We start from the raw sequence: 23923 nt of genomic DNA on the forward strand, positions 1-23923 counted from the left end.
TCATGGCTTGGGCCACCAGAGTATCGCCAGCAGGCCCGGGCCACTGGGCCGTGCCTCCAGCCGCAGCGCGCCGCGGTGCCGCTCGGCGATGGAGCGCGCGATGGCCAGGCCCAGGCCCGAGCCCCCGGCCGCCGCCTGCGAGCCGCGCCGGTAGCGCTGGCCCAGCGCAGCACGCTCCTCGGGCGCCATGCCGGGGCCGTTGTCCTCCACGTTCACGCTCCAGCCCAGGGCGTCGCCAGCGGCCGACAGGGTGATGGTGCCGTGCGCGGGTGTGTAGGCAATGGCGTTGGCGGCCAGGTTGGTCAGCGCCTCGCGCAGCAGGCCGCTGTCGGCCACGGCCATGAACTCTGGCGTGGGTGTGTGGATGCCAAAGTCGATCTGCTTGGCGCGTGCCGGGGGCAGCAGCTCCAGCGCCACGGTGCGCAGCAGCGCGGCCAGGTCGAACGGCGCGAATTCGACAGCCGCCGTGTCGCTGCGGCCCAGTGCCAGCAACTGCTGCGTGCTGCGCGTGGCGCGCGCAATCTCGCCGCCGATGGCGGCCAGCGCGTCCTGCACCTGCGCGGGGTCGGGCTCGCGGCGGGCGTAGTCGATCTGCATCTGCAGCGTGGTCAGGTGCGTGCGCAACTGGTGCGAGGCATCGTCGAGGAACTGCCGCTGCTGCGCCACCAGCGCCTGGGTGCGCGCCATCTGTTCGTTCACCGCCGCGACCAGGGGGCGGATGTCGGCGGGCAGGTCGGTGTCGGCAATCGGGGTCATGTCGTCGGGGCTGCGCTCCTGCACGCCGCGCGCCAGGCGCGACAGCGGGCGCAGCGCCATGGCCAGCGTGGCAGCGGCCCCCAGCACCATGAGGGCCAGCACCAGGCCATCGCGCAGCGCGGCGCGTTGCACGAAGCGGCGCGTGAACTCCTGGCGCGACTGCGTGCTTTCGGCCACCTGCACGAGCACACTGCCGGGTTGCCCGTCGGCCGTGGCCGGTACGGCAGTGTCGCTGGCATCGACCTTGCGCCGGTAGGCGGCCAGCCGCACCGATTCACCGAAGTAGGTGGCGTCGTAGAAGCGCGGTACGCCGGGCTCCAGTGGGCCCGGGGGCAGTGGCAGGTCGGCGTTGCCCAGCTCCACCAGGCCGTCGGACGAGGCCACGCGGAAGTACACGTGGCCGCTGGCCGTGAGCTCGAAGAATTCGAGCATGGTGTAAGGGAGCTCTGCCGAGAGGCCGCCTGACGCCGTGGAGATGTTGGCGTCTATGGACTTGAGGGCGCCCAGCAATGAACGGTCGTAGGCGGCGTTGGCGGCTTCGAGGGCGTCGTGCCTTGTCATCCACAGCTCCACGCAGGTGACGAGGGCGAGGACGGGGAGGAGGAGGAGAGCCAGGAGGCGCCAGAGGCTGGTGCGGCGCAGCCTGGCCCAGGGACTGCTGGGGGCTGTGCTGGACGGTGTTGCTTGAGCCATCTCAGTTGTCTGCTGACGGATGGAAGGATGGCTCTGCGAGTGGTCGCTCTGTGCTTCTTTTTAGGGCGGGAGCCGGGATGTGCGCCCGGCGGCGCAGTAACTTTCTCTTGCGTCGCCAAGAGAAAGTCACCAAAGAGAAGGCGACCCCCAGTCTGCGTCCCCCATTCGCCCTGTCGGGCGAACGGGGGCAACCTGCGATGCTCGGATCTGGGGTGGGCGTCGCTGAACTCGCTGCGTTCTTCGAACTCCGCTCAGACAGCAGCGACGAGCCAGACGACGAAGCGTGTGTGTCCTTCGGCACACACGCCCACCCCAGCTCCTGCGCTTCTCGGCGCAGCCAGCAGGGGTGGGGAGCGGGGACAAACACGGCTGCTGCTGCGCAGCTGCGCCTGGGGTCGGTTACGCGCTGCACGCTGCCGACGGGCTGGGCGCGATCGCTCTGCCCAGGCCAAGCGCAGCGAGGCAGTTGGGGCCGAGCGAAGCAATGGCCCGTATGGAGCCCGTTCCCACCCCCTTCTGACCGTGCCGAGAAGCGCAGGGCCTGGGGTGAGCGCGTGCCGAAGGACACGCGCATCGTGAACTGACTCACCGCGGTTGTTTGAGCGGAGGTCACCCGCAGGGAGAACGCAGCGAGTTCCGCGGTGCACCCCAGGACCGAGCATCGCAGGCTGCCCCCTCGCCCCCGGCGAGGGGGACACGGGCAGCGGGGTCGCCTTTCTTTGGGGTACTTTTCTTTGGCGAAGCAAAGAACAAGTACCTCGGCCGCCGGGCCGAGACCCGGCCTCCGCCCTGAACCAAAACAACCGAAGCAACCACCGGTCACCAAAGCGATTTCCAGCAGTGAAAAACGACGAGTACAGGCATCACTCCTGCTCCAACGCATACCCCAACCCCCGCAAGGTCGTGATCCTCACCCCACTCCCATCCAACCTCTTGCGAAGCCGATGCACAAACACCTCGACGGCTTCAGGATGCACATCCTCCTCATCCGAAAACACCCGCTCCAGAATCTGCTGCTTGGAAAACGGCTCCCCACTGCGCTGCACCAGCACCTTGAGCACCGCCTGCTCCCGCGGCGACAAGGCCAGCGGCTCGCCGTGCAGCACGAACTGCTTGCGCGCCCCGTCATACACCAGCGGGCCGCAGGCCAGGCGCGGGTGCTCGGTGCCGCGCGCGCGGCGCACCAGGGCGTGCAGGCGGGCCTCCAGCTCGGCCAGCTCGAAGGGCTTGGCCAGGAAGTCGTCGGCCCCGGCGTTGAGTGAGCGCACGCGCTCGTCGAGCGAGTCGCGGGCGGTCAGGATCAGCGCCGGCAGGCGCTGGTCGCGCGCGCGCAGGCGCTGCAGCACGGCGTGGCCGTCCAGGCCGGGCAGGCCCAGGTCCAGTACCAGGGCGTCATGGTCGCGCTGCTGCAGCGCGCGGTCGGCCAGGCGGCCGTCGGTCACCCATTCCACCTGGATGCCCGCGTGCTCCAGCGCCCGGCTCAGCCAGGTGCCCAGGGTGTGTTCGTCTTCGGCCAGGAGGATGCGCATGGTGGTGGGATGGATGCTACCCGCGCGTCGCCATCTCAGCGCGGACCTCAGTCCGGTTTCACCTTGGCGCGCAGCAACACCTTCTTCCAGCGCGCCTGTTCGGCTGCGATGAACTGCGCAAACTGCGCGGGGGTGTCGCCAATGGCCTCGGCGGCGTCGGCGTTCAGGCGCTCCAGCGAGCCCGGCGCCTTCACCGCCTTGGCGGTTTCGGCGGCCAGCTTGTCGAAGTGGGCCGGTGCCAGGTTGGCCGGGGCCAGCATGCCGTACCACTGCGTCATCTCGAAGCCCGGGAAGCCCTGTTCGGCCACCGTGCCCACGTCGGGCAGTTGCGGCAGGCGCTTGGCCGAACCCGTGGCGATGCAGCGCACCTTGCCGGCCTTGATGAACGGCAGGATGGCCGCCGCGCCCACGGCCGAGGCGTCCACGCGGCCCGAGATCAGGTCGGTCATCATCGGGCCGGTGCCGCGGTAGGGCACGTGCAGCATGAACATGTCGGCCGTCATCTTGAGGTACTCGAACGCCAGGTGGCCGGCGCTGCCGTTGCCGGCCGAGCCGTAGCTCAGCTTGCCGGGCTTGGATTTGACGTAGGCCACGAACTCGCGCAGGTTCTTCGCCGGCACGTCGGGGTGTACCACGTACAGGCTGGGCACCTTGGCCAGCAGGCTCACGGGCTTGAAGTCCTTGTTGGGGTCGTAGGGCAGCTTGTCGAAGATGTACGGGTTCACCGCCAGCGTGCCGATGTGGCCCAGGATCAGGGTGTGCTGGTCTTCCGCACGCGCCACTTCGGACATGGCGATGTTGCCTGCCGCGCCGGGCTTGTTGTCCACGAACACGCTCTGGCCCAGCGTCTTGGAGAGTTCGGCCGCCGTGGAGCGTGCCACGATTTCGGAGCTGCCACCGGGCGCGAAGGGCACCACGAAGCGGATGGATTTGGAGGGCCAGGCGGCCTGCGCCTGGGCCAGGCCCGGCAGCAGGCCGGACAGGCCCAGCGCGCCTCCGGCAGCCAGGAGCTGGCGGCGCGTGGCGTGGAGGGACAGAATCGGGTCGTAGGGGGAATGCATGGTGGTTTGTCTCCGTCAGAAAGCAAGGGGGCCCGAAAGAAAAAAATGGCCTGCACCGATGGTGGCGCGGGCCGGCTTTCGGAATGCTGTCAGTCGGCGCCCATGCTGTGCTTTTGAGGCCGTTGCAGTCTCGGGGTTTACCCGCAGCCGGTGTTCAGCGGGCCAGTGCAGCCGCTGCCGTGCCGCACAGCACGGCGCCTTCCAGTGTGGCGGGGTAGGGTCCGTCCACATAGTCGCCGCAGGCCACCAGGCCCGGCGCCACCTGCATGCCGGGGCGCACGAGGCCGGGTGTGCAGGCAAAGGTGGCGCGCTTTTCGACCACGGTTTGCAGGGGCTGCAGCGCGGGCAGGCCCAACTGGGCGGCGGCTTGCTGCAGCACCTGCCCGGTGACCACCGCGCGCTCGCCGGTGCTGGCGCTCACCACGAAGGCCAGCACACCGCGCAGGCCGTCGAGCTGCCCGCGGTCGAACACGAACTGCGCGGGGTGATCTGCCGTATTGCGCAGCGCCAGCATGGGCTGGGCCAGGCGCGCCCCTGCGCCATGCGCGTACACGGTGGTAATGGCTTCGAAGCGCAGCGCATCGGCTGCGGCACACCACTGCTGCCGTGCGGCATCGTGCGCCGCCGGCATGTCGGTGGTACTGGCGATGAGGCGGCTGGCCTCCCAGGGCGGACAGGCCAGCGTGACATGCTCGTAGGGGCCCGGGAAATCCGTTCCCTGCATTTCCCAGCGGCCATCGGCCAGCCGTGCGATGCCCTGCACGCGCTGCCCGGCATGCACCGCACCGCCGTGCTGCGCTGCCAGCCAGTGTGCTGCGGCTTCGGGGAACAGGGCCCCCAGGTTCACGCGCGGCAGCAGCAGGTTCGAGCCACCCCGGCCGCTGAACAGGCTGTCCTGCAGCACGCGCAGAAACACCTGGCCGCTGGCCTCGGCCGCCGGGGTGTTCAGCGCCGAAACGCACAGCGGGTCGATGAACTCGGCCATCAGCCGCTGGGGCAAGCCGGCGCACAGCTGCGCCACCGAGGTGTGTGGCGCGCAGCGAAAGCCACCCAGTTGCCAGCCGCTGGCCGCACGCAGCAGTGCCAGCCTGTCGCGCCATCGCCAGCCGCGCGCACGCGCGATGCCCAGCAAGGCGTCCAGGGGTGGGGCCAGGTCGGGCAGGGCCAGGCCCGTGCCGTCGGGGAACTGCAGCGTGAGCGGCAGGCGCAGCAGGGCAGCACCCGCATCCACGCCCACCAGGCGCATCAGGCGCAGGCTTTCGGTGTAGGCGCCGATGAGGATGTGCTGGCCATTGTCCAGCGTGGCGGGCGTGCCGTCGGGCAGGGTGGCCTGCACGGCGCGGGCGCGGCCGCCCACGCTGCGCGCGGCCTCCAGCACGGTGACGGCGTGGCCTGCCTGCGCGTGGGCGATGGCCGCGGCCATGCCGGCCCAGCCGGCGCCTATGACGGCGACCTTCATGTGGCCGCAGGCCGGGGCTTGGCGGGGGCGGCCGTGGAGCGGGTCGCCGCTGCCTTGCAGGCGGCCTGCACATCGGCCGGTGCGGTGCGCAGCACGGCGGGGTCGGTGCAGCGATCGCGCAATTCCTTCTGCGCTGCGCGGTGGCCGGCCGATGCGGCATGCGCCAGCAGGCGCAGCCCGGCCAGGCTCATCTCGGCGGCCGCCGATGGCGAGGAGGCCGCTGCGGCCGGTGCTGGCTGTGCCGTGGCGCCGGCCTTGACCGGCAGCGGCACGGGATGGGTGGGCTGCGGCAGCGTTTTGGCCCCATGTACCTGGGGCATGCGCTCGATCACGCTGAAATCGCCGGTCTTGCCCGCCTGCGCCACCATGCGCTGGTACAGGCCCATCATGGCCGCCGTGTCGCTGCCTGTCAGGCTGGCGGCGGGCTTGGCCAGGTACATGGCTACTTCGGGCGGCAGCGCGGCGTTGACGGCGCTGAACCCATGGGCCGCGCCGCCTGCGGCGTCGGCAGTGCCTGCCGCCTTGCCTCCGGCCCGGGCTGCATCATCGGCCAGCGTGGCGGCACCCGCCCCGGCAGCCGCCGCCTTGCCGGCCGTACCGGCTGCGGTGGCTGCCTCGCCCGCCACCCCGGCGGCCCCGGCCGCACCCGCAGCCCCGGCGGCCTTGCCCGCAGTGCCACCGGCTGCCTTGCCGGCCCCGCTGGCGGCCTTGCCCAGCAGGCCCCAGAAGGCGTGCGCAGGCGCGGGCAGGGCGGTGGCGCCCAGGGCGAACGCCAGCAAGGCGGCAGCCGCCAGACGCTGGAAGGACGAGGGGGGCACAGACCGGTTCATGGCGGGTTTCCCGTGGCGGTGGACTACATGCGCCCCAGCGCCTGCACCTTCCACGCCAGCCAGAACTTGCGCAGTGGCGTGAGGCGAATGCGCTGGTGCAGCACCTGGAAGTTGTCGTGCTCGATCTCGCGCAGCAGCGTGCGGTAGATGCTGGCCATCATCAGGCCGGGCTTCTGTGCGCGGCGGTCGGCGTCGGGCAGCAGGGCCAGGGCCTCGTCGTAGGTGCGGTGCGCGCGCTCGGCCTGGAACTTCATCAGCGCGGTGAAGCGGTCCGAGTACTGGCGTTTCAGGATTTCGTGCGCCTTCACGTCGAACTGCTGCAGCTCCGACACCGGCAGGTAGATGCGCCCCATCATCGCGTCTTCGCCCACGTCGCGGATGATGTTGGTCAGCTGGAAGGCGCGGCCCAGGGTGTGGGCGTACTGCGTGGTGCGCTCGTCCGTCTGGCCGAAGATGCGCGCCGTGACCTCGCCCACGATGCCCGCCACCAGGTGGCAGTATTGGGCCAGGCCGGCAAAGTCCAGGTAGCGGGTCTGCTCCAGGTCCATCTGGCAGCCGTCGATCACGGCCTGCAGGTGGCGCTGCTCGATGCCATAGTCGGCCGTGTGCGGCATCAGCGCCTGCATCACCGGGTGGGTGGGCTGGCCGGCATAGGCCTTGGCCACCTCGGCCTGCCACCAGGCCAGCTTGGTGCGGGCCACGCCCGGGTCGCTCACTTCGTCCACCACGTCGTCCACTTCACGGCAAAACGCATAGAACGCCGTGATGGCCGCGCGCCGGGGCGCCGGCAGGAACAGGAAGGCGTAGTAGAAGCTGCTGCCCGAGGCGACGGCTTTTTGTTGTACGTACTGCTGCGGTGTCATGGGGGGCGATTGTCCCATGCCCTGGCGGGGTGCCGGCACAGAGGGGGTTGTTGTAGGGGCGGTAGCTCGCCTGTCACAAAGGACGGGCAGCTATGTTTTTTGACGGGGATGCGTTGGCCGCCAGGGTTACAGCCGCTCCACCGCCCAATCACACCAGTTGGCCACGGCCGCATCGCCGGGCGTGGCGCGCTTCTCCAGTTCGGGCCAGCGGCGGTGGCAGGCATTGAGCACGCTCTGCAGCTGAAACAGCGCCTCGCGCCCCACCAGGGCCACCTCTGCCAGGCCGATGGCGTCGCCTTGGAGCTGGGTCATCAGTTCCGCCTGGTGCTGCGGGTGCGAGCCGGCTTCCACCAAGGCCTTCTGCAGTGCCATCAACCGCGCGTCGGCAAATGCGAACGCGCTGCTGGGGGCCATGGCCTTGAGCACGGGTGGGGGCAGGGCGGTCTTGAGCTCGTCCCATTTGATGAAGGCCTCGGCCAGCAGCTCGGCCTGGCGGGGGGCATCGTCGCCCAGGGGCATCAGTGCCGACTCGCGTGCCACCTCCTCCTGCAGCAGCGGCAGGATGTGTACCACCAGGGCCGAGGGGAACTTGCGGTGGTTGAGCCGCAGCACCAGCGACAGGCGCTGCGCCGGCATGTCCTCGTATTTTTCGTAGAAGCCGGCCACCACCTCTGCCAGCAGCAGGATGCGGCCCATGGGCGAGATGTCGGCGCCCGCCAGCCCGCGCGGGTAGCCGCTGCCGTCCATGCGCTCGTGGTGCTCCAGCACGGCAGTCTCGGCCGCCTTGGGATAGGCGTTGGTGTCGCGCACCATGAGCATGGCCGTGATCGGGTGCGCCACCAGGTGCTTGCGTTGCACGCCCACCGCCTTGAAATCGGGGTCGTTCCAGGCCGGGTCCATGTGCAGCACGCCCAGGTCGTGCAGCAGGGCGGCTGCGGCCAGCGTGGCGCAGTCGCGCTCGGGCATGCCGGTTTTGAGGCCCAGGAACACGGCCACCATCATCATGCGCAGGCCATGCTGGAACAGCTCGGGCCGCTTGTCGCGCATCACCGTGAGCTTGCAGGCAACGGGCCCGGGAAGCGGCAGCGTGCGCAGCGGTGCCAGCAGGCGCACGGCGGAGCCGATGGCCTCGGCCAGCAGATTGACCAGAACATCCTGCGCCGCCAGCTCCTGCCCGGCGGCCACCAGGGCCTCCACCGTGACAGGGTTCTCGATGCTCAGGTGCTTGTCGAGGGGCTCGCGCAGCTTGTGCTGCACCAGCCGGTCGTACAGGCGGCTGTCGATGCGCGCGCCCTTTTCCACCAGCTTGATCCCGTTGTCGGTGTAGATGGCGGCACCCGCCACCACCGTGCGCTCGTCGGCCATGTCCGTCAGCGCGCGCAGGTAGTGGGGGCTGTCGGCCATGCCCACATCGGTTGTCAAAAGGGGATCTGTCGTCGTCATGCCATCGCTACAAAGTATTACCTTTGAATACTAAGCGACTGCAGGCTTTTGCGAACAGGAGTTTGGGCAGATGTCAGGAAATGAGCGCGGGCTTGATGCAGATCAAGTCCGCGATGCCGGGGTGCAAGAGCATCCCCGTGGGCACTCTCTCTAAAAGGCGATCTGCTCGACGCCGATGTCGCTCGGCCTGCGCAGCGCCTCTTTCATGAAGATGCTCATCGGCAGCGTGCCCTGGTCCGAGCTGAACCAGCGCTTGTAGAGCGTCAGCATGTCACCGCCCTGGATCATGCGGCGCGTGACGCGGTCCACCAGTTCCTTGAACCTGGGGTCGTCGCGGCGCAGGCCGATGCTGTAGGGCTCCACCGAGAGGCGCTTTTCCAGGAACAGGTAGTCGTCCATGGACTTGCCCAGGCGCGTCAGCGGGATCCAGATGCCTGCGTCGTCGGCAAAGGCGGCATCGGCCTCGCCCTTGGCCAGCGCGTTCACGGCGTCCAGCGTGCTATCGACCGGCACGTAGTTGAACTTGCGGTTGAAGGTGCGCTCGTTGGCCTTGAGCAGGTTTTCGTTGGTGGTCTTGCCCTGTACGGCGATCTTCTTGTTCTGCAGGTCGTCCAGCGTCTTGATGCCCGAATTCTTGCGCACCAGGAAGGCCGAGGACGCCACGAAGATGTGGTGGCTGAATGCGATCTCCTTTTGCCGCGCCGCCGTGTTGGCCGTGCCGCCGCACTCCAGGTCCACCACGTTGTCCTTCACGTCGCTGATGCGGTTCTTGCCGTCCACCAGCAGGTACTTGAGCTTGAGGTCCGGGCGTTTCAGTTCCTTCTTGATCTCCTCGAAGATCTGCAGGCAGATGTCCACCGTGTAGCCCTGCACCTTGCCGCTCGCGGCGTCCTTGTACGAGAAAGGCAGCGACTTTTCGCGGTGACCCAGGCGCAGCTCGCCCGAGCTGGCAATGCGCGCCAGCGTGTCTTCGGCCCAGGCGGGTGCGTTGGCCAGCAACAGCGCCGCCGTCAGCGCCAGGTGGCGCAGCATCGAAACAGATTTCATGGAAGGAAGAGAAGAAAAGGAACCAGGCGGACGCCCGATGAAAAAACGCCAGGGACCACGCCTTGTGGGCCGTCCTGTGCGGTGCGCGGATTGTGAAGGGGCCGTGGCCGCTTTGCCACTGTCTCGCCCATGGGCGTCGGCATTCCGCCACATTCACTGGCTGCGGCGCGGGATGGCGATCGTGGGCATGATCCACGGGACTGCTTTTTGCTGCCGCCTTTGAACGACCGCCCTGTTCCATGGAATCTTCCGCTCCTGGCTCTCCCGCATCCACACCCGCCACCCTGCACGTGGCGGTGAACCGTAGCGCGCGCGAGCCGGTCACCGCGCAGATTCGCAAGGCGCTGCATGCGGCCATTGAGCAGGGTCGGCTGGCGCCAGGCGCGCGCCTGCCGTCCTGGCGCGACCTGGCCTCGCAACTGGGCGTGGCGCGCGGCACCGTGCGGGCGGCCTACGAGGCCTTGATCGACGCGCAACTCATCGTGGCTCTGGGCGCGGCAGGCACCTTTGTAGCGCGCCAGGGGGCACTTGCGCCGCCGGTGCCGGCCGCGGCCCCGTCCGCGGCGGTGCTGCGCGACCCGGTGGCCAACTACCCGCGCAGCGTGAGCGGCGTGTTCCAGATGGGCGTGCCCGCGCAGGATGCCTTCCCGGCCAAGGTGTGGGCGCGCACCGTCACGCGCGCGGCGCGTGCATCGGCCCATGCCCCGCTGCGCTACCCCGACCCGCGCGGCGAGGCGGTGCTGCGCACGGCCGTCGCCGCCTACCTGGCGGTGGCGCGTGGCATGGCCTGCAGCGCGGCGCAGGTGTTCGTCACCAGCGGGCACACGGCGGCCACCACGCTGGCCGTGCAGGCGCTGGGCCTGCAAGGAGGCCAGGCCTGGTGCGAAGACCCGGGCTACCCGCTCACGCGCCGCACGCTGGCGGCCCTGGGCGTGGCCAGCGTGCCCGTGCCGGTGGATGCACAAGGCCTGGACGTGGCGGCCGGCAGGGCCGCCGCTCCCCAGGCGGTGCTGGCCGTGGTCACGCCGGGGCAGCAGGCGCCGCTCGGGGCCACGCTGTCGGAGGAGCGCCGGCAGGCCCTGCTCGGCTGGGCGGCGCAGGCCGGTGCCTGGGTGCTCGAAGACGACTACCTGGGCGAATTGCAGCTGCCACAGGGCCGGGCCATGCCCGCCCTCGCCGCGCAGGACGCTGGCGGGCGCGTGCTGCACATGGGCACCTTCAGCAAGACCATCAACCCATCGCTGCGCCTGGGCTTCCTGGTGGTGCCGGGCGCGCAGGTGGCGCGCTTCGACGATGCGGCGGCGCTGTTCGGCTCGGCCCCCGCGCCGCTGCTGCAGCAGGCCGTGGCCGAATTCCTGCAGGGCGGCCACCTGCTGCGGCACCTGCGCCGCATGAAGCAGCTGTATGCCAGTCGGCGCGATGCCATCGTGGCCGGTTTGCAGCAGGCCGCCCCGGTGACCTGCCGCGCGGCCGGCCTGGCGGTGCTGCTGCGCCTGCCGCCCGGCACGGACGACGTGGCGCTGGCCCTGCAGGCGCGCCAGCACGGCCTGGCACCGGTGCCGCTGTCGCCCTGGTACGCCGACCCGCAGCCCCACCATGCCGGCCTGGTGCTGGGGGTGGCCAATGTGCCCGGGCACGAGGCGGCCATGCACTGCGCCCAGCTGATGGCGCTGGTGCAGGGCTGAACGCTCAGGCCGTCGCCGCTTGGGCGTGTGCCGCTGCCCGGGGCACCAGCCGCATGCCCACGCCCAGGCGGTTGAAGGCGCTCATCAGGCAGATGGCCATCGTCAGGTCCACCACCTCGCGCTCGCTGAACACGCGGGAGACGGCGGCGAAGTCCTCATCGGGGGCGCCCGTCTGGTCCACCCGCGCCAGCACCTCGGCCCAGGCCAGCGCAGCGCTCTCGCGGGCGTCGAACAGGGTGCCGGCCTCGCGCCACACAGGCACCAGCACCAGCTTGTCCACGCTGAGGCCGTGCTTGAGCAGGTCGCGCGAATGCATGTCCACGCAGTAGGCACAGCCATTGATCTGGGATACCCGCAGGTAGACCAGGTCAATCAGCACGATGGGCAGCCCGCATTGGGACAGGTAGGCGCTGGCAGCGTAGAAGCCTTTGGCGGCGTTGGGGGCGATCTTGCTGTGGTCAAGGCGTTGGGACATGGGTACTCCTGGATCAAAAAAGTGGGAAAGGGGCAGGGCGCTTACGCGATCACCGCGGCAGTGCTCTCGGGCGCCAGCACGGCGTCCAGCGCCTCTGTGGCCTCGCTCCAGGCCTGCGCCACGCGCTCGGGGCCGAAGACCAGGCCCTGCAGGGGAAAGAAGTGCAGCGTGCGCAGCCCCATGGTGTTCAGGGCGGCCTGCAGGTAGGGCGTGGCGAAGTCGGGCTGGTTGGCCTTGGCCCCGGTGAAGAACCCGCCCGAGGCCACCGCGATGTACACCGGCCGGTCGCGCAGCAGGCCGCGCTTGCCCTCGGGTGAGGGGGCGAAGGTGTGGCCGATGCGCAGCACGTGGTCCACCCAGGCCTTGAGGCACGAGGGAATCGTGTAGTTGTGCATCGGCAGGCCGATCACGATGGCGTGGGCGGCGTCCAGCTCGGCGATCAACTGCTCCGACCGGGCCAGCGAATCCACGGAGGCGGCGTCGCGATCGGCCGGCGGCCTGCCCGCCAGCGCATGGGCGTAGGCGCCATCCACATGCGGCAACGGGGTCCAGGCCAGGTCGCGCAGGGTGACGCCTGCCGGCTGCAGCCGCTCCACGATGCGGTACGAAAAGCGCGTGCTCTGCGATTCCTCGGCCCGCGCGCTGCAGGTGATGTGCAGGATGTGGGGGCTCATGCCGCCGCCCCGCCGCCGTTTTGTACGGACTGCAGCGGGCGCCCGAAGCGCATGGCCTGCGTCAGCAACCCCTGGCGGAAGTAAAAGCGCTGGGCCAGCGCGTTGGACAGCCCGGTGTCCAGCACCAGGCAGCTGCAGCCTTCCTCTTCGCCAATGCGCGCCATGGCATCCATCAGCGCCTGGCCCCAGCGCGCGCCGCGCGCGGTGTCCAGCGTGATCAGGTCGTCCACATACAGAAAGCGCCCGTAGATCAGGTTTTCCGCCAGGCGGTAGCCGCCCAGTGCCACGGCGGTATGGTTGTCCTGCCACGCGGCCAGGATGCGGTAGCGGTCTGCCCGCATGCGCTGCACACGGGCGATGAAGTCCTCGGCATTCGGCAGCCGGGGCCGCAACTGCTGCATGACGGGCCAGCAGGCCAGGAGGTCGGCGTCGCTGTCGGCATGGCGCAATGCCGGGCCGTAGGGTGTCTGGCTGGCCGCCAATGGCGGCAAGGTGCTGGAGGGAAGGGGTGAGCGTGGGTCCATGGGGTGACTTTAGGGACGCACCCGGCCGGGCGATAGCACCAAGAATTGGCGATCGGCATGGACCATGCAGCGCGTGGGGGCCTTCCGCAATGGGCTGCCGATGGGTTTTTTTGTGGGGCGGCGGCACCAGGCGCAGGCCGATCCACCGGCATGGCACTGGGAACGGCGGCCTGTCGCATGTAACATGCTTGGCTGCGCGCATTTTTTGACAGCCATGCCTTCCCCCCACGCCAACCACCCCGATGCTGGGGAAGGCAACGCCGATCTGCCAATGCCGCACGAAGCCACACAGGGTACGAGGGAGGTCGCACATGCCAATGCTGCAGAACAGGAACATCGCCCGCCAGCCCGCGCCGTGCGGGATGGCGGCCAGCGGGCGCCCGCTCTGAACGGGCCGCCGAGTACCGTGGACCGCGCACCGTTTTCCCTGTCGCTCCCGCCCGTGCCGCCACGGCCGGCGGGCGCGCGTGCCGGCCAGGACGCGCCGGGCGCTGCACAGGCATCCGCATCCGTCCAGGCCGCGGCGCAGGTGCCGCCAAGCGCCGCCAGCGATGCAGAGGCCCGGGACGCCCTGGCCGCGCTGGAGTCGGCGCTGCCCGCCAGCCTGCATGCGGCGCAGGACTCTGCCCACGCCATCCTGTCCGCCTGGCTGTCGCTGGAGGTGCTGGCGCCCCTGGCCTATACCGACCCGGCAACGCTCGTCGGTGGCGACCGTGCGTGCATCGCCAAGGTCGATGGCGAACCCTTGCCATGGCAGCGGGGCGAGCAGTCCTACAAGCCGCCGTTCAGGCTGTTCTACCTGGTCGTGCTGGGCGAAGTCAGCATGGAAATGTGCATGACCGACCTGCTGTCCTCGTTCGGCAAGGACGAGGAGACGCGCACTTTCCAGAGGCACCGGGCGCCGATCGCCATGGCCATCGTGGACCAGGACGGCCTGCTTGCGGGCCCCGAAACCGTGTCCATCTCCAGCTTTGCCTGGGGCGTTCCAGCGGTGCTGCGCGGCAGGGCCGGCGCACTGGCACGCTGGCCTGATGCCGAGAAGATCCTGCGCGAGCAACTGCACCGGCACCTGGCCCGGGTGGACGGCGAGGGCCGGCCCCTGCCGCTGGACCTGAGGGCGATCAACGACAGCCATGGCTGGCTGTGCAGCACCCTGGGCCTGCGCCCCGACCATGTGCTGCCGCCCAGCTTCGTGGCACGGCTGTACCGCCACCCCAAGCTGGAAGGGGCGCCGGATTCGCCGCCCATCAACTCGTTCTACCTCGACGATCTGGCCAAGGCGCGCGCCATGGTGGATACCGGGGCCGCCCCCGAGACCCTGCTGCGCTACCTGTCCGTCCTGAAGCCCGCGCCCGCAGGGGACCTGCTCAAGGACACTGCGGGCATTGCGGAGCTGATCGCCCCCGCGCGTTTTCCGCCGGCGCGCTGGCCCAGCCGGGGCAGCCACCCGGTGGTGACGCTGCAGCAGGCGGCCGTGAACGCGGCGCGCACCGAGTTTGCAGGCGACAGGCAGGGCATCCTGGCGGTGAATGGCCCGCCGGGCACCGGCAAGATCACCTTGCTGCGCGACCTGGTCGCCCACTGCGTGGAGAGCCGTGCGGCCCGGCTGGTGGAGTTCGACGATCCGAACAAGGCCTTCATCCCGACCGGCCAGCGGTTCCAGGTGGGCGATGGCGAGTTCCTCCACCTGCATGGGCTGGACCCCCGGATCAAGGGCTTCGAGGTGCTTGTCGCATCGAGCAACAACAAGGCGGTGGAAAGCGTCAGCCGCGAGCTGCCCTCGGCCCGCAGCATCGAGCCCGGCCCCCGGTACTTTGCCTCCACCGCCAGGGCCTTGCTGTACGGTGATGAAAAGAACTTTCCCGCCGACCCTGCCGACCACCCCTGGGGGCTGATGGCCGCCGCACTCGGCAACAGCCGCAACCGCCGCGATTTCCGCCAGCGCTTCTGGCTGCATGAGGATTTCGGCTTCTCTACCTACCTCAAGGCGGCCCGTGGGCTGGACGTGTCGCGGCCAGAGCCGGCCGCCGAAGGCCAGCCGCCCCGGATGGTGGCGCCCCGCATCGTCGCCGCCGAACGGCCGCTCAGCGGCGATGCCGCCCTGCAGCAGTGGAAACGGGCCCGCAAGGCGTTCATCGACCTCAAGCACTCGGTCGAGGCCATCCTGGCCCGGCTGGAAGAGGCGCGGACACTGGCGCCCCGTTTGGCCCGCCTGCGCGATGACATCAACCAGCTGCACGGCAAGCACAAGGCCATCGCCCGGTCCCTGAGCACGGCGGCGGCTGCCTACGCCCTCGCCATCGAAGGATCGAGCAAGGCCCGCGCCGCCGTCGTGGCGGCCGAGCGCGAGTTGCAGGCCCTGCAGGCGGCCCGCCCCGGTGTGTCGGCACGGGTGTTTGTCTCGGAGGCGTTCCGGCGCTGGATGTCGGAGGCTTCCGCGCGGGAGGGGGCCCACCGCGAGGCCGTGCGTGCCGAAGCACAGGCACAGGCCACGCTGGAAACCGCCGCGCAGCGGCAAAAGGGCTTTGCCGAGGAACTGGGTGCCACCAATGCCCAGCTCGAAACAGCGCAGCGCGAGGCCGAGAACCTGGGCGCCATGCTTAAGGAGGCCTACGCCCGCATCGGTGACCGCTTCGTGGACGAATCCTTCTTCGAACGTGGCCACGAGGCCTGGAACCTGGCCGTGCCCTGGCTCAACGACCAGATCCACCAGGAGCGCGAGAAGCTGTTCGTCGCCGCACTCGAAGTACACAAGGCCTTCGTCACCGTGGCCGCCCACAAGATGGAGCACAACCTGGGCGTGCTGATGGCGGCCCTGCAGTCGGGCACCTTCCCGGACCAGGCCCGGCGCCTGCTGCTGCCGGACCTGTGGTCCAGCCTGTTCCTGGTGGTGCCCGTGGTGTCCACCACCTTCGCGTCCATCCACCGCATGCTGGGCGACCTGCCGCCGGCGTCGTTCGGCTGGCTGCTGGTGGACGAAGCCGGACAGGCCACGCCCCAGGGCGCCGTGGGTGCCCTCATGCGCGCCCGGCGTGCCGTCATCGTGGGCGACACGCTGCAGATCCCGCCCGTGGTCACCATCCCCGAGAATCTGGTGAACCAGATCTCCCTGCAGCAGCGCGTGGACCGGGGGCTCTGGTGCGCGCCGCAGGCATCGGTGCAGACCCTGGCCGACAGCGCCAGTGCCATCAAGGCCCACTTCAGCACGCCCGCAGGCACGCGCGCCGTGGGCCTGCCGCTGCTGGTGCGCCGGCGCTTCCAGGAACCCATGTTCGGCGTGTCCAACGCGATTGCCTACGACAACCGCATGGTGCCGGCCATGGGGCCGGACAGCGTGGGCGACGTCGCCGACGTCCTGGGCCCATCGGCCTGGTTCGACCCCGACACCAGTTCCACCGCCAGCGCGCCCAAGTGGAGCGCCGAAGAAGGCCAGGTGGTCATGCGCATGCTGCGCAAGCTGGCCCGCGCCGGCGTGCAGCACCCCGACATCTACGTGATCTGCCCCTTCCGCGTGGTGGCGCAGGAAATGCGCCTGCTGCTGCGCGCCGAGCCCCAGCTGTTCGAACTCTTCGGGGTGGATGCGCGCAAATGGCTCGACGAGCGCGTGGGCACCATCCACACCTTCCAGGGCAAGGAAGCCGAGGCCGTGATCGCCGTGCTGGGTGCCCCCATGGCGGGCGAGAAGGGCGCCCGGCAGTGGGCTGGCGGCGTGCCCAATATCCTCAACGTCATGGCCTCGCGCGCGAAATCGCGTCTGTATGTGGTGGGCTCGCGCACCGCCTGGGGCAGCGTGGGCCATTTTGCGGAGCTGGCCCGGCAGGTGCCCAGGCGGCCGTTCGCGTAGGGGGTGAGAGCGGCAGCTTGCCTGCTTGTTCGCCTATTTCTCTTTTGCCGCCTCTTTGAGCGCCACCTGCACGGTGTGCAGCATCTCCTCCAGCGGCGAGGGTTCCTCCCCTTCGTACGACACCGCCGCGCCGAAGTCCTGGGCCAGTGCGCAGCTGACCATCATCACGCAGGCCAGGTCCTTCATGCGGCCGCCCCATGTCATGGTGATGCAGTAGTCGCGGCCATCGGCAATGGCGGCAAAGCCTTCGTCGTCGCCCACCACGTCCTGCGCTTCGCTGTAGTGGATCTCGAACCCCGGGCCTTCTGTACCGTGGAGCGTGAACGGCAGAAAGCCCGAGTCGTCGAAGCGGGTGAAGTCCGGGTGCAGTTGCAGGTCGAAGCCGAGCCGGTCCAGCGAGGCCTGCAGCGTGGCGCGGTCAGGGACGGACTGGCGTTGGATGAAGGCGAACTGGCTGTTGGACATGGGGCTCCTTGGGATGATGGAACGGGAGAATCACACTGCGCAGTGGTGGGTTGCCATCTTATGACGGCCGAAGACATGTCGGCTGCCTGTCCTCGGCGGATACCGCCGCTACCCCTGCGCCCATGAGCGCGACCCGCGTCTCCCCGCACATCAATGCCCCCTGCCCGCGTGTCTATGCCGCGCATGTCGCGGCGGGTTGAGCGCGCGGGCTCGCCGAGCGGCGGCCTATGCGGGCACGCGCGTGTAGCAGGCCCTGCGCTGCAGCATCTCGTCGGTCTGGCGTGTGGCGGCTTCCAGGTCGTAGGAGGTGTGCGGAGGTGGCGGCGGTGGCGGGGGGAAGATGCCCAACACGACAGCGTAGAACACGGGGCACATGAAATCTCCCTGGAGCGCCCAGCGGCCGTAGGGAGTGCTGGCGGCCGAATCCTGCGTCCAGTGTGCCCAGAAGACGGCAAGGGAGCCGGTGGAGGCCGTGCTCCGTACCAAGAGAGGGGTGGCCGTGTCCGGCGGGAGGAGCTGTACCGTGCCGTTGCCCGTGCAGTCGCCGCTGGCATGGGTCACCGTACCATAGGATTGGGTGAACCGCGTGGCGTCCTGGCGCACCAGGCGCAAGAGGCCGCGTTGGCTCAGCTTGCTACCGATCACCGTGCAGCCCTGGGACTGCCAGTCGCCCGCGAGCAGGGCCACGTCCTGCAGGGGCGGGTCGTCACTGCCGCCGCCGCAGCCGGCCAGTGCGGCGGCGACGACGGCCATCCAGGAGAAGCGCGCAAGAGAGGTGGTGGGTGAAGTGGCAGGCAGCAGTGTGGTCATGGCAAAAAGCCCGATTCTGTGGGCCCGTCCGGTCCTTGAGAACCCTACCGGAGTAGGGGCCTCGCCCTCAGCACTCGACGACGTTCACCGCAAGCCCGCCGCGCGAGGTCTCCTTGTACTTGACCTTCATGTCCGCGCCGGTCTGCATCATGGTCTTGATCACCTTGTCGAGCGAGACCACGTGCTGGCCGTCGCCGCGCAGCGCCATGCGCGCGGCGTTGATGGCCTTGATGGCGCCCATGGCGTTGCGCTCGATGCAGGGGATCTGCACCAGGCCGCCCACGGGGTCGCAGGTCATCCCGAGGTTGTGCTCCATGCCGATCTCGGCGGCGTTCTCCACCTGCTCGGGGCTGCCGCCCATCACGGCGGCCAGGGCGCCCGCGGCCATGGAGCAGGCCACACCGACCTCGCCCTGGCAGCCCACCTCGGCGCCTGACAGCGAGGCGTTTTTCTTGTAGATGATGCCGATGGCACCGGCGGTGAGGAGGAAGGTGGCGATGCCCTCCTCATCCGCGCCGGGCAGGAAGTTCACGTAGTACTGCAGCACGGCCGGGATCACGCCGGCCGCGCCGTTGGTGGGGGCAGTCACCACGCGGCCACCGGCGGCGTTTTCCTCGTTGACGGCCATGGCGTACAGGTTCACCCAGTCCATCATCGACAAGGGGTCGTGCCGGGCGGCCTCGGACTGGGTGTTCAGGCTCTTGTGCAGCTCTGCCGCGCGGCGGCGCACGTGCATGGGGCCGGGCAGGGTGCCGGTGGCCGCGCAGCCGCGCTGCACGGCACCGGCCATGGTGTGCCAGATGGCCAGCAACTGGCGGCGCAGCTCGGCGGCGCTGCGCCAGTGCAGTTCGTTGGCCACCATGATCTGAGCCACCGCCAGGCCGGTGGCCTGGCACTGCGCCAGCAAGTCGGCCCCGGTGCTGAAGGGGTAGGGCAGGCCGTTGCCATGCCCTGCAGCGCCGGGCCCCGATGCCGCTGCCGAGTTCAGCACGCGCTCGCCAGCCGCATCCGTCACGAAGCCGCCGCCCACCGAGTAGTACTCGCGCTCGGCGATCTTCACGCCGTTGGCATCCAGTGCATGGAAGGCCATGCCGTTGGGGTGCAGGGGCAGGCTGCGGCGGCGAAACAGCAGGTGCTCCTTTTCGACGAAGGGCACGCTGTGCTCGCCCAGCAGGGCCAGGCTGCGGCTGGCGCGGATCTGGGCGATGGCGGGGGCTATCCGGTCGGGGTCGATGTGCTCGGGCTCGTGCCCGGCCAGGCCCAGCAGCACGGCGGTGTCGGTGCCGTGGCCCACGCCCGTGGCCGAGAGCGAACCGAACAGCTCCACCACCACGCTGTGTACCGCGGCCAGGCCCACCGTGGCCTGCAGGTGGCAGGCAAACTGCCGCGCCGCGATCATGGGCCCTACGGTGTGCGAACTGGAGGGGCCGATGCCGATCTTGAAAAGGTCGAAAACGCTGACGGACATGGGGACTGTGCTCGCGGTGTGGAGAGGGCCGTGGGGTTCCGTGGATGACGGGGACAAGGGCGCATTCACCATGCCGGCCGACGGCGGAAAACAGCGATGGCGCGGGTAGCGCCATCGCTGGCCGGTCATGGAGCGACATGCGTCCTTCGCACTGCCAGCACTCTTGGTGCGGGAGTGGAGGCGAGACTAACTGCGCCGGGCCACGGTGGCACAGGCGTTATCCCTGAGTCGGTGGACCGGGCCCGGCCCGTGGCGAAACCCGCCTTGAGAATGCTATGGATTGGATAGCGTCAGGTCATTGATTGCATGGGCCTGCGGCCCCGGTCTGAAGTCGGATACGCGCTTTGCTGGCCTGGCTTGCTGCCCATGAATGTTTCTTACATTGGCCCGGTAGGGGTATGGGAGGGACATGCACCGGCACGGCCTCCTACGGCACTCAACGGGCCTTCGCCACCGCAATGTTCCACAGCGCCACAAGCTGCTCGTACTCCTGCGAGGCCTTGTCCTGGTCCAGCGCGAAGATTTTGATCGACTTGAGGTCGGGCAGCGCGGTGAGCTTGGAGACGGCGATGTCCGTGCGCGTGGGGCGGCGGAAATTCTTCACCAGCAGTGCCTCCTGCACGTCCTTGCTCAGGAGGCCGTTGTACAGCGCCTTGGCGGCTTCCATGTTCTTGGCGCCCTTGACGATGAACATGCCCTCGGGCGCCAGGTAGCTGCCTTCGGCGGGGTAGACCAGCTTGATCTCCTTTTGCCCACCGGCCACGTACTCCTGCGCTGCGTATTCGATGGTCAGGCCCACGGGGTACTCACCCGAGGCCACGCCCTTGTAGGTGGTGCCCGAGGACGAGGTGACCACGGCGTTGGCAGCGATCTTCTCCAGCCCGTCCTTGCCGAACTGCTTGAGCAGGCCGTACACCAGCATGTAGGCGGTGGCGCTTTTGCTCGGGTCGGTGATGGCGAACTTGCCCTTCCACTCGGGCTTCATCAGGTCCGACCAGGTCTTGGGGGCGGCCATGCCCTTGAGCTGGCGTTCGTTGACCATGAGCACCATCACGTGCAGGTTGGTGCCCACCCACAGGTTGTCGGGGCCGCGGAACTCGGCGGGAATGGCGGCCAGGTCGGGCGACTTGTAGGGCTCCAGCAGGTCCTTGTAGGCGCCCATGGTGCCGAAGCCGCCACTCCACAGCACGTCGCCGCGCGGGTTCTTGGCCTCGGCCTGGATGCGCTTCATGAGCGAGCCCGTGCCGCCGGTGACCTGCTGCACGTTGAGCGAGGCGGCCTTCTGCTTGACCACGTTGAGCGCGGTCTCGATGGTCTCGGTGTTGTTGGAGGAGTACAGCACCACGGTCTGGGCCTGGGCCAGGCCGGCTGCCAGGCCGATGGCGGCCAGCGTGCATTGCAACAGGGTCTTGATCTTCATGGAGGGGCCTCTTGGGTGGTGGGTGGGGATTACTTGCTCGAGAACAGATTGATGCGGAAGACCTTGATGGCCACCACGATGGGCAGCAGGATCACGCTGACCAGTGCTGCGCCATAGGCCGATGCCAGGCCCAGCCGGCCGCCGTCAACCTGGCGGAAGATGGTGATGGGCATGGTCTCCAGGCCACCGGTGTAGACCACCACCGAGGCCGACAGCTCGGAGATGGTGGTCACCCACATGAGGATGGCGGCAGAGATCAGCGATGCCTTCATGGCCGGCAGGATGACCTTGAAGAAGGTCATGAGCGGCGACACGCCCAGGCTGATCGAGGCCTCTTCGATCGAGTCCGGGATGTTGAACAGCGTGGACGATGCATTGCGCACCGCGAACGGCAGCCGGCGCACCGTGTAGGCCAGCACCATGATGCCCGAGCTGCCCGCCAGGATCAGCCAGCCGGTGTTGAAGGTCTGCACCAGCGCAATGCCCAGCACCGTGCCCGAGATGGTGAGCGGCAGCACCACGATGTAGTCGAGCGCCTGGGTGAACGCGTTGCGCTTCTTGATGGTGAGATAGCTCACCAGCAGCGCGAAGGCCACCCCCGCCAGCGTGGCGATGGACGAGAACTTGATGGAGTTGATGATGGGCTCGGGCGCGCCCTGCAGCGCGCGCTGCAGGCTGCCCAGCGACCAGCTGCCCCAGCGCATGACCGGGCCGCTGGTCTCGGTGAAGGCGCCCACGAACACGATCACCAGCGGCAGCATGGACGCCAGAATGACCAGCCCCACGGTGACGGTGAACAGCAGCGCCGCGCCCGAGCGCACGCGCACCGGCGCGGGTGCGCGGCCCTGGGTCATGGTGTAGATCTTGCGCTCGACCACGCGCTTCTGGAAGAACAGCACGATGGCCACGATGGCGATGGACACCACCGACATGGCGCTTTGCAGCGCCGGGCTGCCGCCCATCTCGCTGACGAAGGTGTTGTACGTCATCACCGACAGCAGCGGCACGCGGCTGCCCAGCAGCATGGACAGCGCGAAGTTGCCCACCACCAGCGTGAACACCACCAGCGCGTTGACCAGCACGGCCGGCAGCATCACCGGCACCAGCACGCGCATCTTGGTGACGAAGGGCGAGGTGCCCAGGCTCAGGCCGGCTTCTTCGAGCTGCCCGTCGAAGCCGCGGAGGGCGGCCAGCACACCCAGGTAGATGTAGGTGTAGTACACCAGCGTCATCGAGAAGACCATGCCCGTCCAGCCGTAGAAGGAGGGCAGCTCCACCCCCATGTCGGCGAAGAAGTTGGTCAGCAGCCCGTTGTTGCCCAGGATCAGCAGCCACGACTGGCCGACGATGATCTCGGGGATCACGATGGTCAGGATGGGCAGCACGGCCACCAGGTTCTTGAGCGGGAACTCGTAGCGCGCCACCATGTACGCAAAGGGCACGCCCACCAGCACGGTGCAGGCGGTGACGGAAAAGCCCAACACCAGTGTGTTCTTGAAGGCCAGCAGGTACTGGCTGTCCTTTGCCAGCGCAACGAAGGCGGCCAGCGAATAGCCGCCGCCATCGTCCACCACGCTGTTGCCGAACAGCACGGCCAGCGGGTACAGCACGAAGAAGGAGAGCAGGACCAGGCTGACCAGCGTCAGCACGCCCCAGGGCCACCAGTTGATTTTCATGGCTTGCTTTCGGGGGGGGGCGCTCATGCGCTCACGACGCGGCTGTCGGCGGGCACCAGCACCTGCACGGCATCGCCCGCCTGGAAGTCGGCCACGGTGTTGCCCGCGTGCAGCTCGACGCGGATCTCGGGGCCGTCCTGCAGCGCGATGCGGTAGGCCGTCTTGAAGCCCAGGTACTGGCGGCGCAGCACCTGGCCGTGCAGGGCATTGGGCACATGCGGGGCCGGGGCCATGAGCGACAGGTCTTCGGGCCGGGCGATGAGCACGCTCTCGTGGCCCAGTTGCGGGCTGCCCTGCACGCCGTCGAGCTCCTGGCCGGCCAACTGGTAGCGCACGTGGGGCGCGGTGCTGGCGGTGGCGGCGGCACCATCGTCCATGCGCCGGGCCGCCACGGGGATCACATTGGCCGAGCCGATGAAGTCGGCCACGTAGGCGTTCACCGGCGTGCCGTACAGGTCCTCTGGCGTGCCCAGCTGCGCGATGGAGCCGCGGTCCATGATGGCGATGCGGTCGGACATGGCGAGCGCCTCCTCCTGGTCGTGGGTGACGAAGACGGTGGTGATGCCCGCCTCGCGCACCAGGTCCAGGATCACGTCGCGCATCTGCAGGCGCATCTTGGCGTCGAGGTTGGACAGGGGCTCGTCCATCAGCAGCACGCGCGGGCGTATCACCAGGGCGCGCGCCAGGGCCACGCGCTGGCGCTGGCCGCCGCTCATCTGCGCGGGGTAGCGGTCGGCCAGGGCCGACAGGCCCACCTTCTCCAGCGCCTCGCCCACGCGGCGGGTGATCTCGGCCTTGGCCACCTTGCGGGCACGCAGGCCGTAGGCCACGTTGTCGAAGGCCGACTTGTCGGGGAACAGCGCGTAGTCCTGGAACACCATGCCGATGTCGCGGTGGTGGGTGGACACGCGGGTGACGTCGTCCTTGTCGAACAGCAGGCGCCCGCCATCGGGCTCGTAGAAGCCCGCGATGCAGCGCAGCAGCGTGGTCTTGCCGCAGCCGCTGGGGCCCAGCAGGGTGTAGAACGCGCCGTCGGGGATGTGCAGCGAGAGGTTTTGCAGCACGGTCTGGCCGCTGAACTGCTTGACGATGCCGTCAATGGTGATGGATGCCATGGCGTGTGGGGGTGGGGTGCGGTGACCGGTGGTGGGCCATGATAGGGAGCGGGGCGGCACCGCGACCAGCGCTTTTTTATGGGGTA

Annotated in this window: 19 protein-coding genes; 2 read left to right on the forward strand and 17 right to left on the reverse strand. The window is 69.1% G+C overall.

The features are described 5' to 3' along the window. The 8 genes from AC0IZS_RS19130 to AC0IZS_RS19165 all read right to left on the reverse strand — a co-directional run bounded on the left by AC0IZS_RS19130 (nt 1) and on the right by AC0IZS_RS19165 (nt 9681). Nucleotides 1-1449, reverse strand: coding sequence for a sensor histidine kinase (locus AC0IZS_RS19130; protein ID WP_471637054.1), 1449 nt, complete (start codon nt 1447-1449; stop codon nt 1-3). A gap of 863 nt (nt 1450-2312) precedes the next feature. Next, nucleotides 2313-2978 carry a response regulator gene (locus tag AC0IZS_RS19135; protein ID WP_471637055.1) on the reverse strand — a complete coding sequence of 222 codons (666 nt, stop codon included), beginning with the start codon at nt 2976-2978 and terminating at the stop codon, nt 2313-2315. Between the two features lie 47 nt (nt 2979-3025). Next, nucleotides 3026-4039 carry a Bug family tripartite tricarboxylate transporter substrate binding protein gene (locus AC0IZS_RS19140; RefSeq protein WP_471637056.1) on the reverse strand — a complete coding sequence of 338 codons (1014 nt, stop codon included), beginning with the start codon at nt 4037-4039 and terminating at the stop codon, nt 3026-3028. 154 nt (nt 4040-4193) lie between these two features. Beyond that, complete coding sequence (hpnE, locus tag AC0IZS_RS19145) at nt 4194-5498, reverse strand: hydroxysqualene dehydroxylase HpnE (protein ID WP_471637057.1); 1305 nt, start codon at nt 5496-5498, stop codon at nt 4194-4196. Further along, nucleotides 5495-6328, reverse strand: coding sequence for a hypothetical protein (locus AC0IZS_RS19150; RefSeq protein ID WP_471637058.1), 834 nt, complete (start codon nt 6326-6328; stop codon nt 5495-5497). The genes hpnE and AC0IZS_RS19150 overlap by 4 nt, the downstream gene beginning before the upstream one ends. A gap of 23 nt (nt 6329-6351) precedes the next feature. Beyond that, entirely contained in the window at nt 6352-7191 is an 840-nt protein-coding gene (hpnD, locus tag AC0IZS_RS19155; RefSeq protein WP_471637059.1) for a presqualene diphosphate synthase HpnD, read from the reverse strand. A 126-nt stretch (nt 7192-7317) separates the two neighbouring features. Further along, the gene (locus AC0IZS_RS19160) at nt 7318-8595 is read right to left on the reverse strand and encodes an HD-GYP domain-containing protein (RefSeq protein WP_471637060.1); all 1278 of its coding nucleotides are present in this window, start codon (nt 8593-8595) and stop codon (nt 7318-7320) included. Nucleotides 8596-8784: 189 nt separating this feature from the next. Next, complete coding sequence (locus AC0IZS_RS19165; protein ID WP_471637061.1) at nt 8785-9681, reverse strand: amino acid ABC transporter substrate-binding protein; 897 nt, start codon at nt 9679-9681, stop codon at nt 8785-8787. Between the two features lie 239 nt (nt 9682-9920). Here AC0IZS_RS19165 and pdxR point away from each other — a divergent pair, with 239 nt between their 5' ends. After that, nucleotides 9921-11366 carry a MocR-like pyridoxine biosynthesis transcription factor PdxR gene (gene pdxR, locus AC0IZS_RS19170; protein ID WP_471637062.1) on the forward strand — a complete coding sequence of 482 codons (1446 nt, stop codon included), beginning with the start codon at nt 9921-9923 and terminating at the stop codon, nt 11364-11366. Between the two features lie 4 nt (nt 11367-11370). Here the strand turns inward: pdxR and AC0IZS_RS19175 are convergent, their stop codons facing one another. From AC0IZS_RS19175 to AC0IZS_RS19185, 3 genes are read right to left on the reverse strand one after another with little or no spacing between them, the layout of a single operon-like run. Continuing rightward, nucleotides 11371-11841, reverse strand: coding sequence for a carboxymuconolactone decarboxylase family protein (locus AC0IZS_RS19175; RefSeq protein ID WP_471637063.1), 471 nt, complete (start codon nt 11839-11841; stop codon nt 11371-11373). Between the two features lie 41 nt (nt 11842-11882). Next, nucleotides 11883-12515 (reverse strand): FMN-dependent NADH-azoreductase, encoded by a 633-nt coding sequence (locus tag AC0IZS_RS19180; protein ID WP_471637064.1) that lies wholly within the window; start codon nt 12513-12515, stop codon nt 11883-11885. Beyond that, nucleotides 12512-13039, reverse strand: a complete 528-nt coding sequence (locus tag AC0IZS_RS19185; RefSeq protein ID WP_471637065.1) for a GNAT family N-acetyltransferase — start codon at nt 13037-13039, stop codon at nt 12512-12514. The genes AC0IZS_RS19180 and AC0IZS_RS19185 overlap by 4 nt, the downstream gene beginning before the upstream one ends. Before the next feature lie 214 nt (nt 13040-13253). Here AC0IZS_RS19185 and AC0IZS_RS19190 point away from each other — a divergent pair, with 214 nt between their 5' ends. Continuing rightward, nucleotides 13254-16883, forward strand: coding sequence for a DEAD/DEAH box helicase (locus AC0IZS_RS19190; RefSeq protein ID WP_471637066.1), 3630 nt, complete (start codon nt 13254-13256; stop codon nt 16881-16883). Nucleotides 16884-16916: 33 nt separating this feature from the next. Here the strand turns inward: AC0IZS_RS19190 and AC0IZS_RS19195 are convergent, their stop codons facing one another. The 6 genes from AC0IZS_RS19195 to AC0IZS_RS19220 form a co-directional block, all read right to left on the reverse strand. Then, the gene (locus AC0IZS_RS19195; RefSeq protein WP_471637067.1) at nt 16917-17348 is read right to left on the reverse strand and encodes a hypothetical protein; all 432 of its coding nucleotides are present in this window, start codon (nt 17346-17348) and stop codon (nt 16917-16919) included. A 225-nt stretch (nt 17349-17573) separates the two neighbouring features. Next, nucleotides 17574-18158, reverse strand: coding sequence for a hypothetical protein (locus AC0IZS_RS19200; protein ID WP_471637068.1), 585 nt, complete (start codon nt 18156-18158; stop codon nt 17574-17576). A 67-nt stretch (nt 18159-18225) separates the two neighbouring features. Then, the gene (locus tag AC0IZS_RS19205; RefSeq protein WP_471637069.1) at nt 18226-19626 is read right to left on the reverse strand and encodes an L-serine ammonia-lyase; all 1401 of its coding nucleotides are present in this window, start codon (nt 19624-19626) and stop codon (nt 18226-18228) included. Nucleotides 19627-20062: 436 nt separating this feature from the next. Further along, entirely contained in the window at nt 20063-21046 is a 984-nt protein-coding gene (locus tag AC0IZS_RS19210; protein ID WP_471637070.1) for an ABC transporter substrate-binding protein, read from the reverse strand. Between the two features lie 29 nt (nt 21047-21075). After that, nucleotides 21076-22722 (reverse strand): ABC transporter permease, encoded by a 1647-nt coding sequence (locus tag AC0IZS_RS19215; protein ID WP_471637071.1) that lies wholly within the window; start codon nt 22720-22722, stop codon nt 21076-21078. Nucleotides 22723-22745: 23 nt separating this feature from the next. After that, on the reverse strand, nt 22746-23837 hold the full coding sequence (locus AC0IZS_RS19220; RefSeq protein ID WP_471637072.1) for an ABC transporter ATP-binding protein: 1092 nt from the start codon (nt 23835-23837) through the stop codon (nt 22746-22748). Nucleotides 23838-23923: the final 86 nt, after the last annotated feature.

The organism is Acidovorax sp. AC410 (assembly GCF_979253235.1).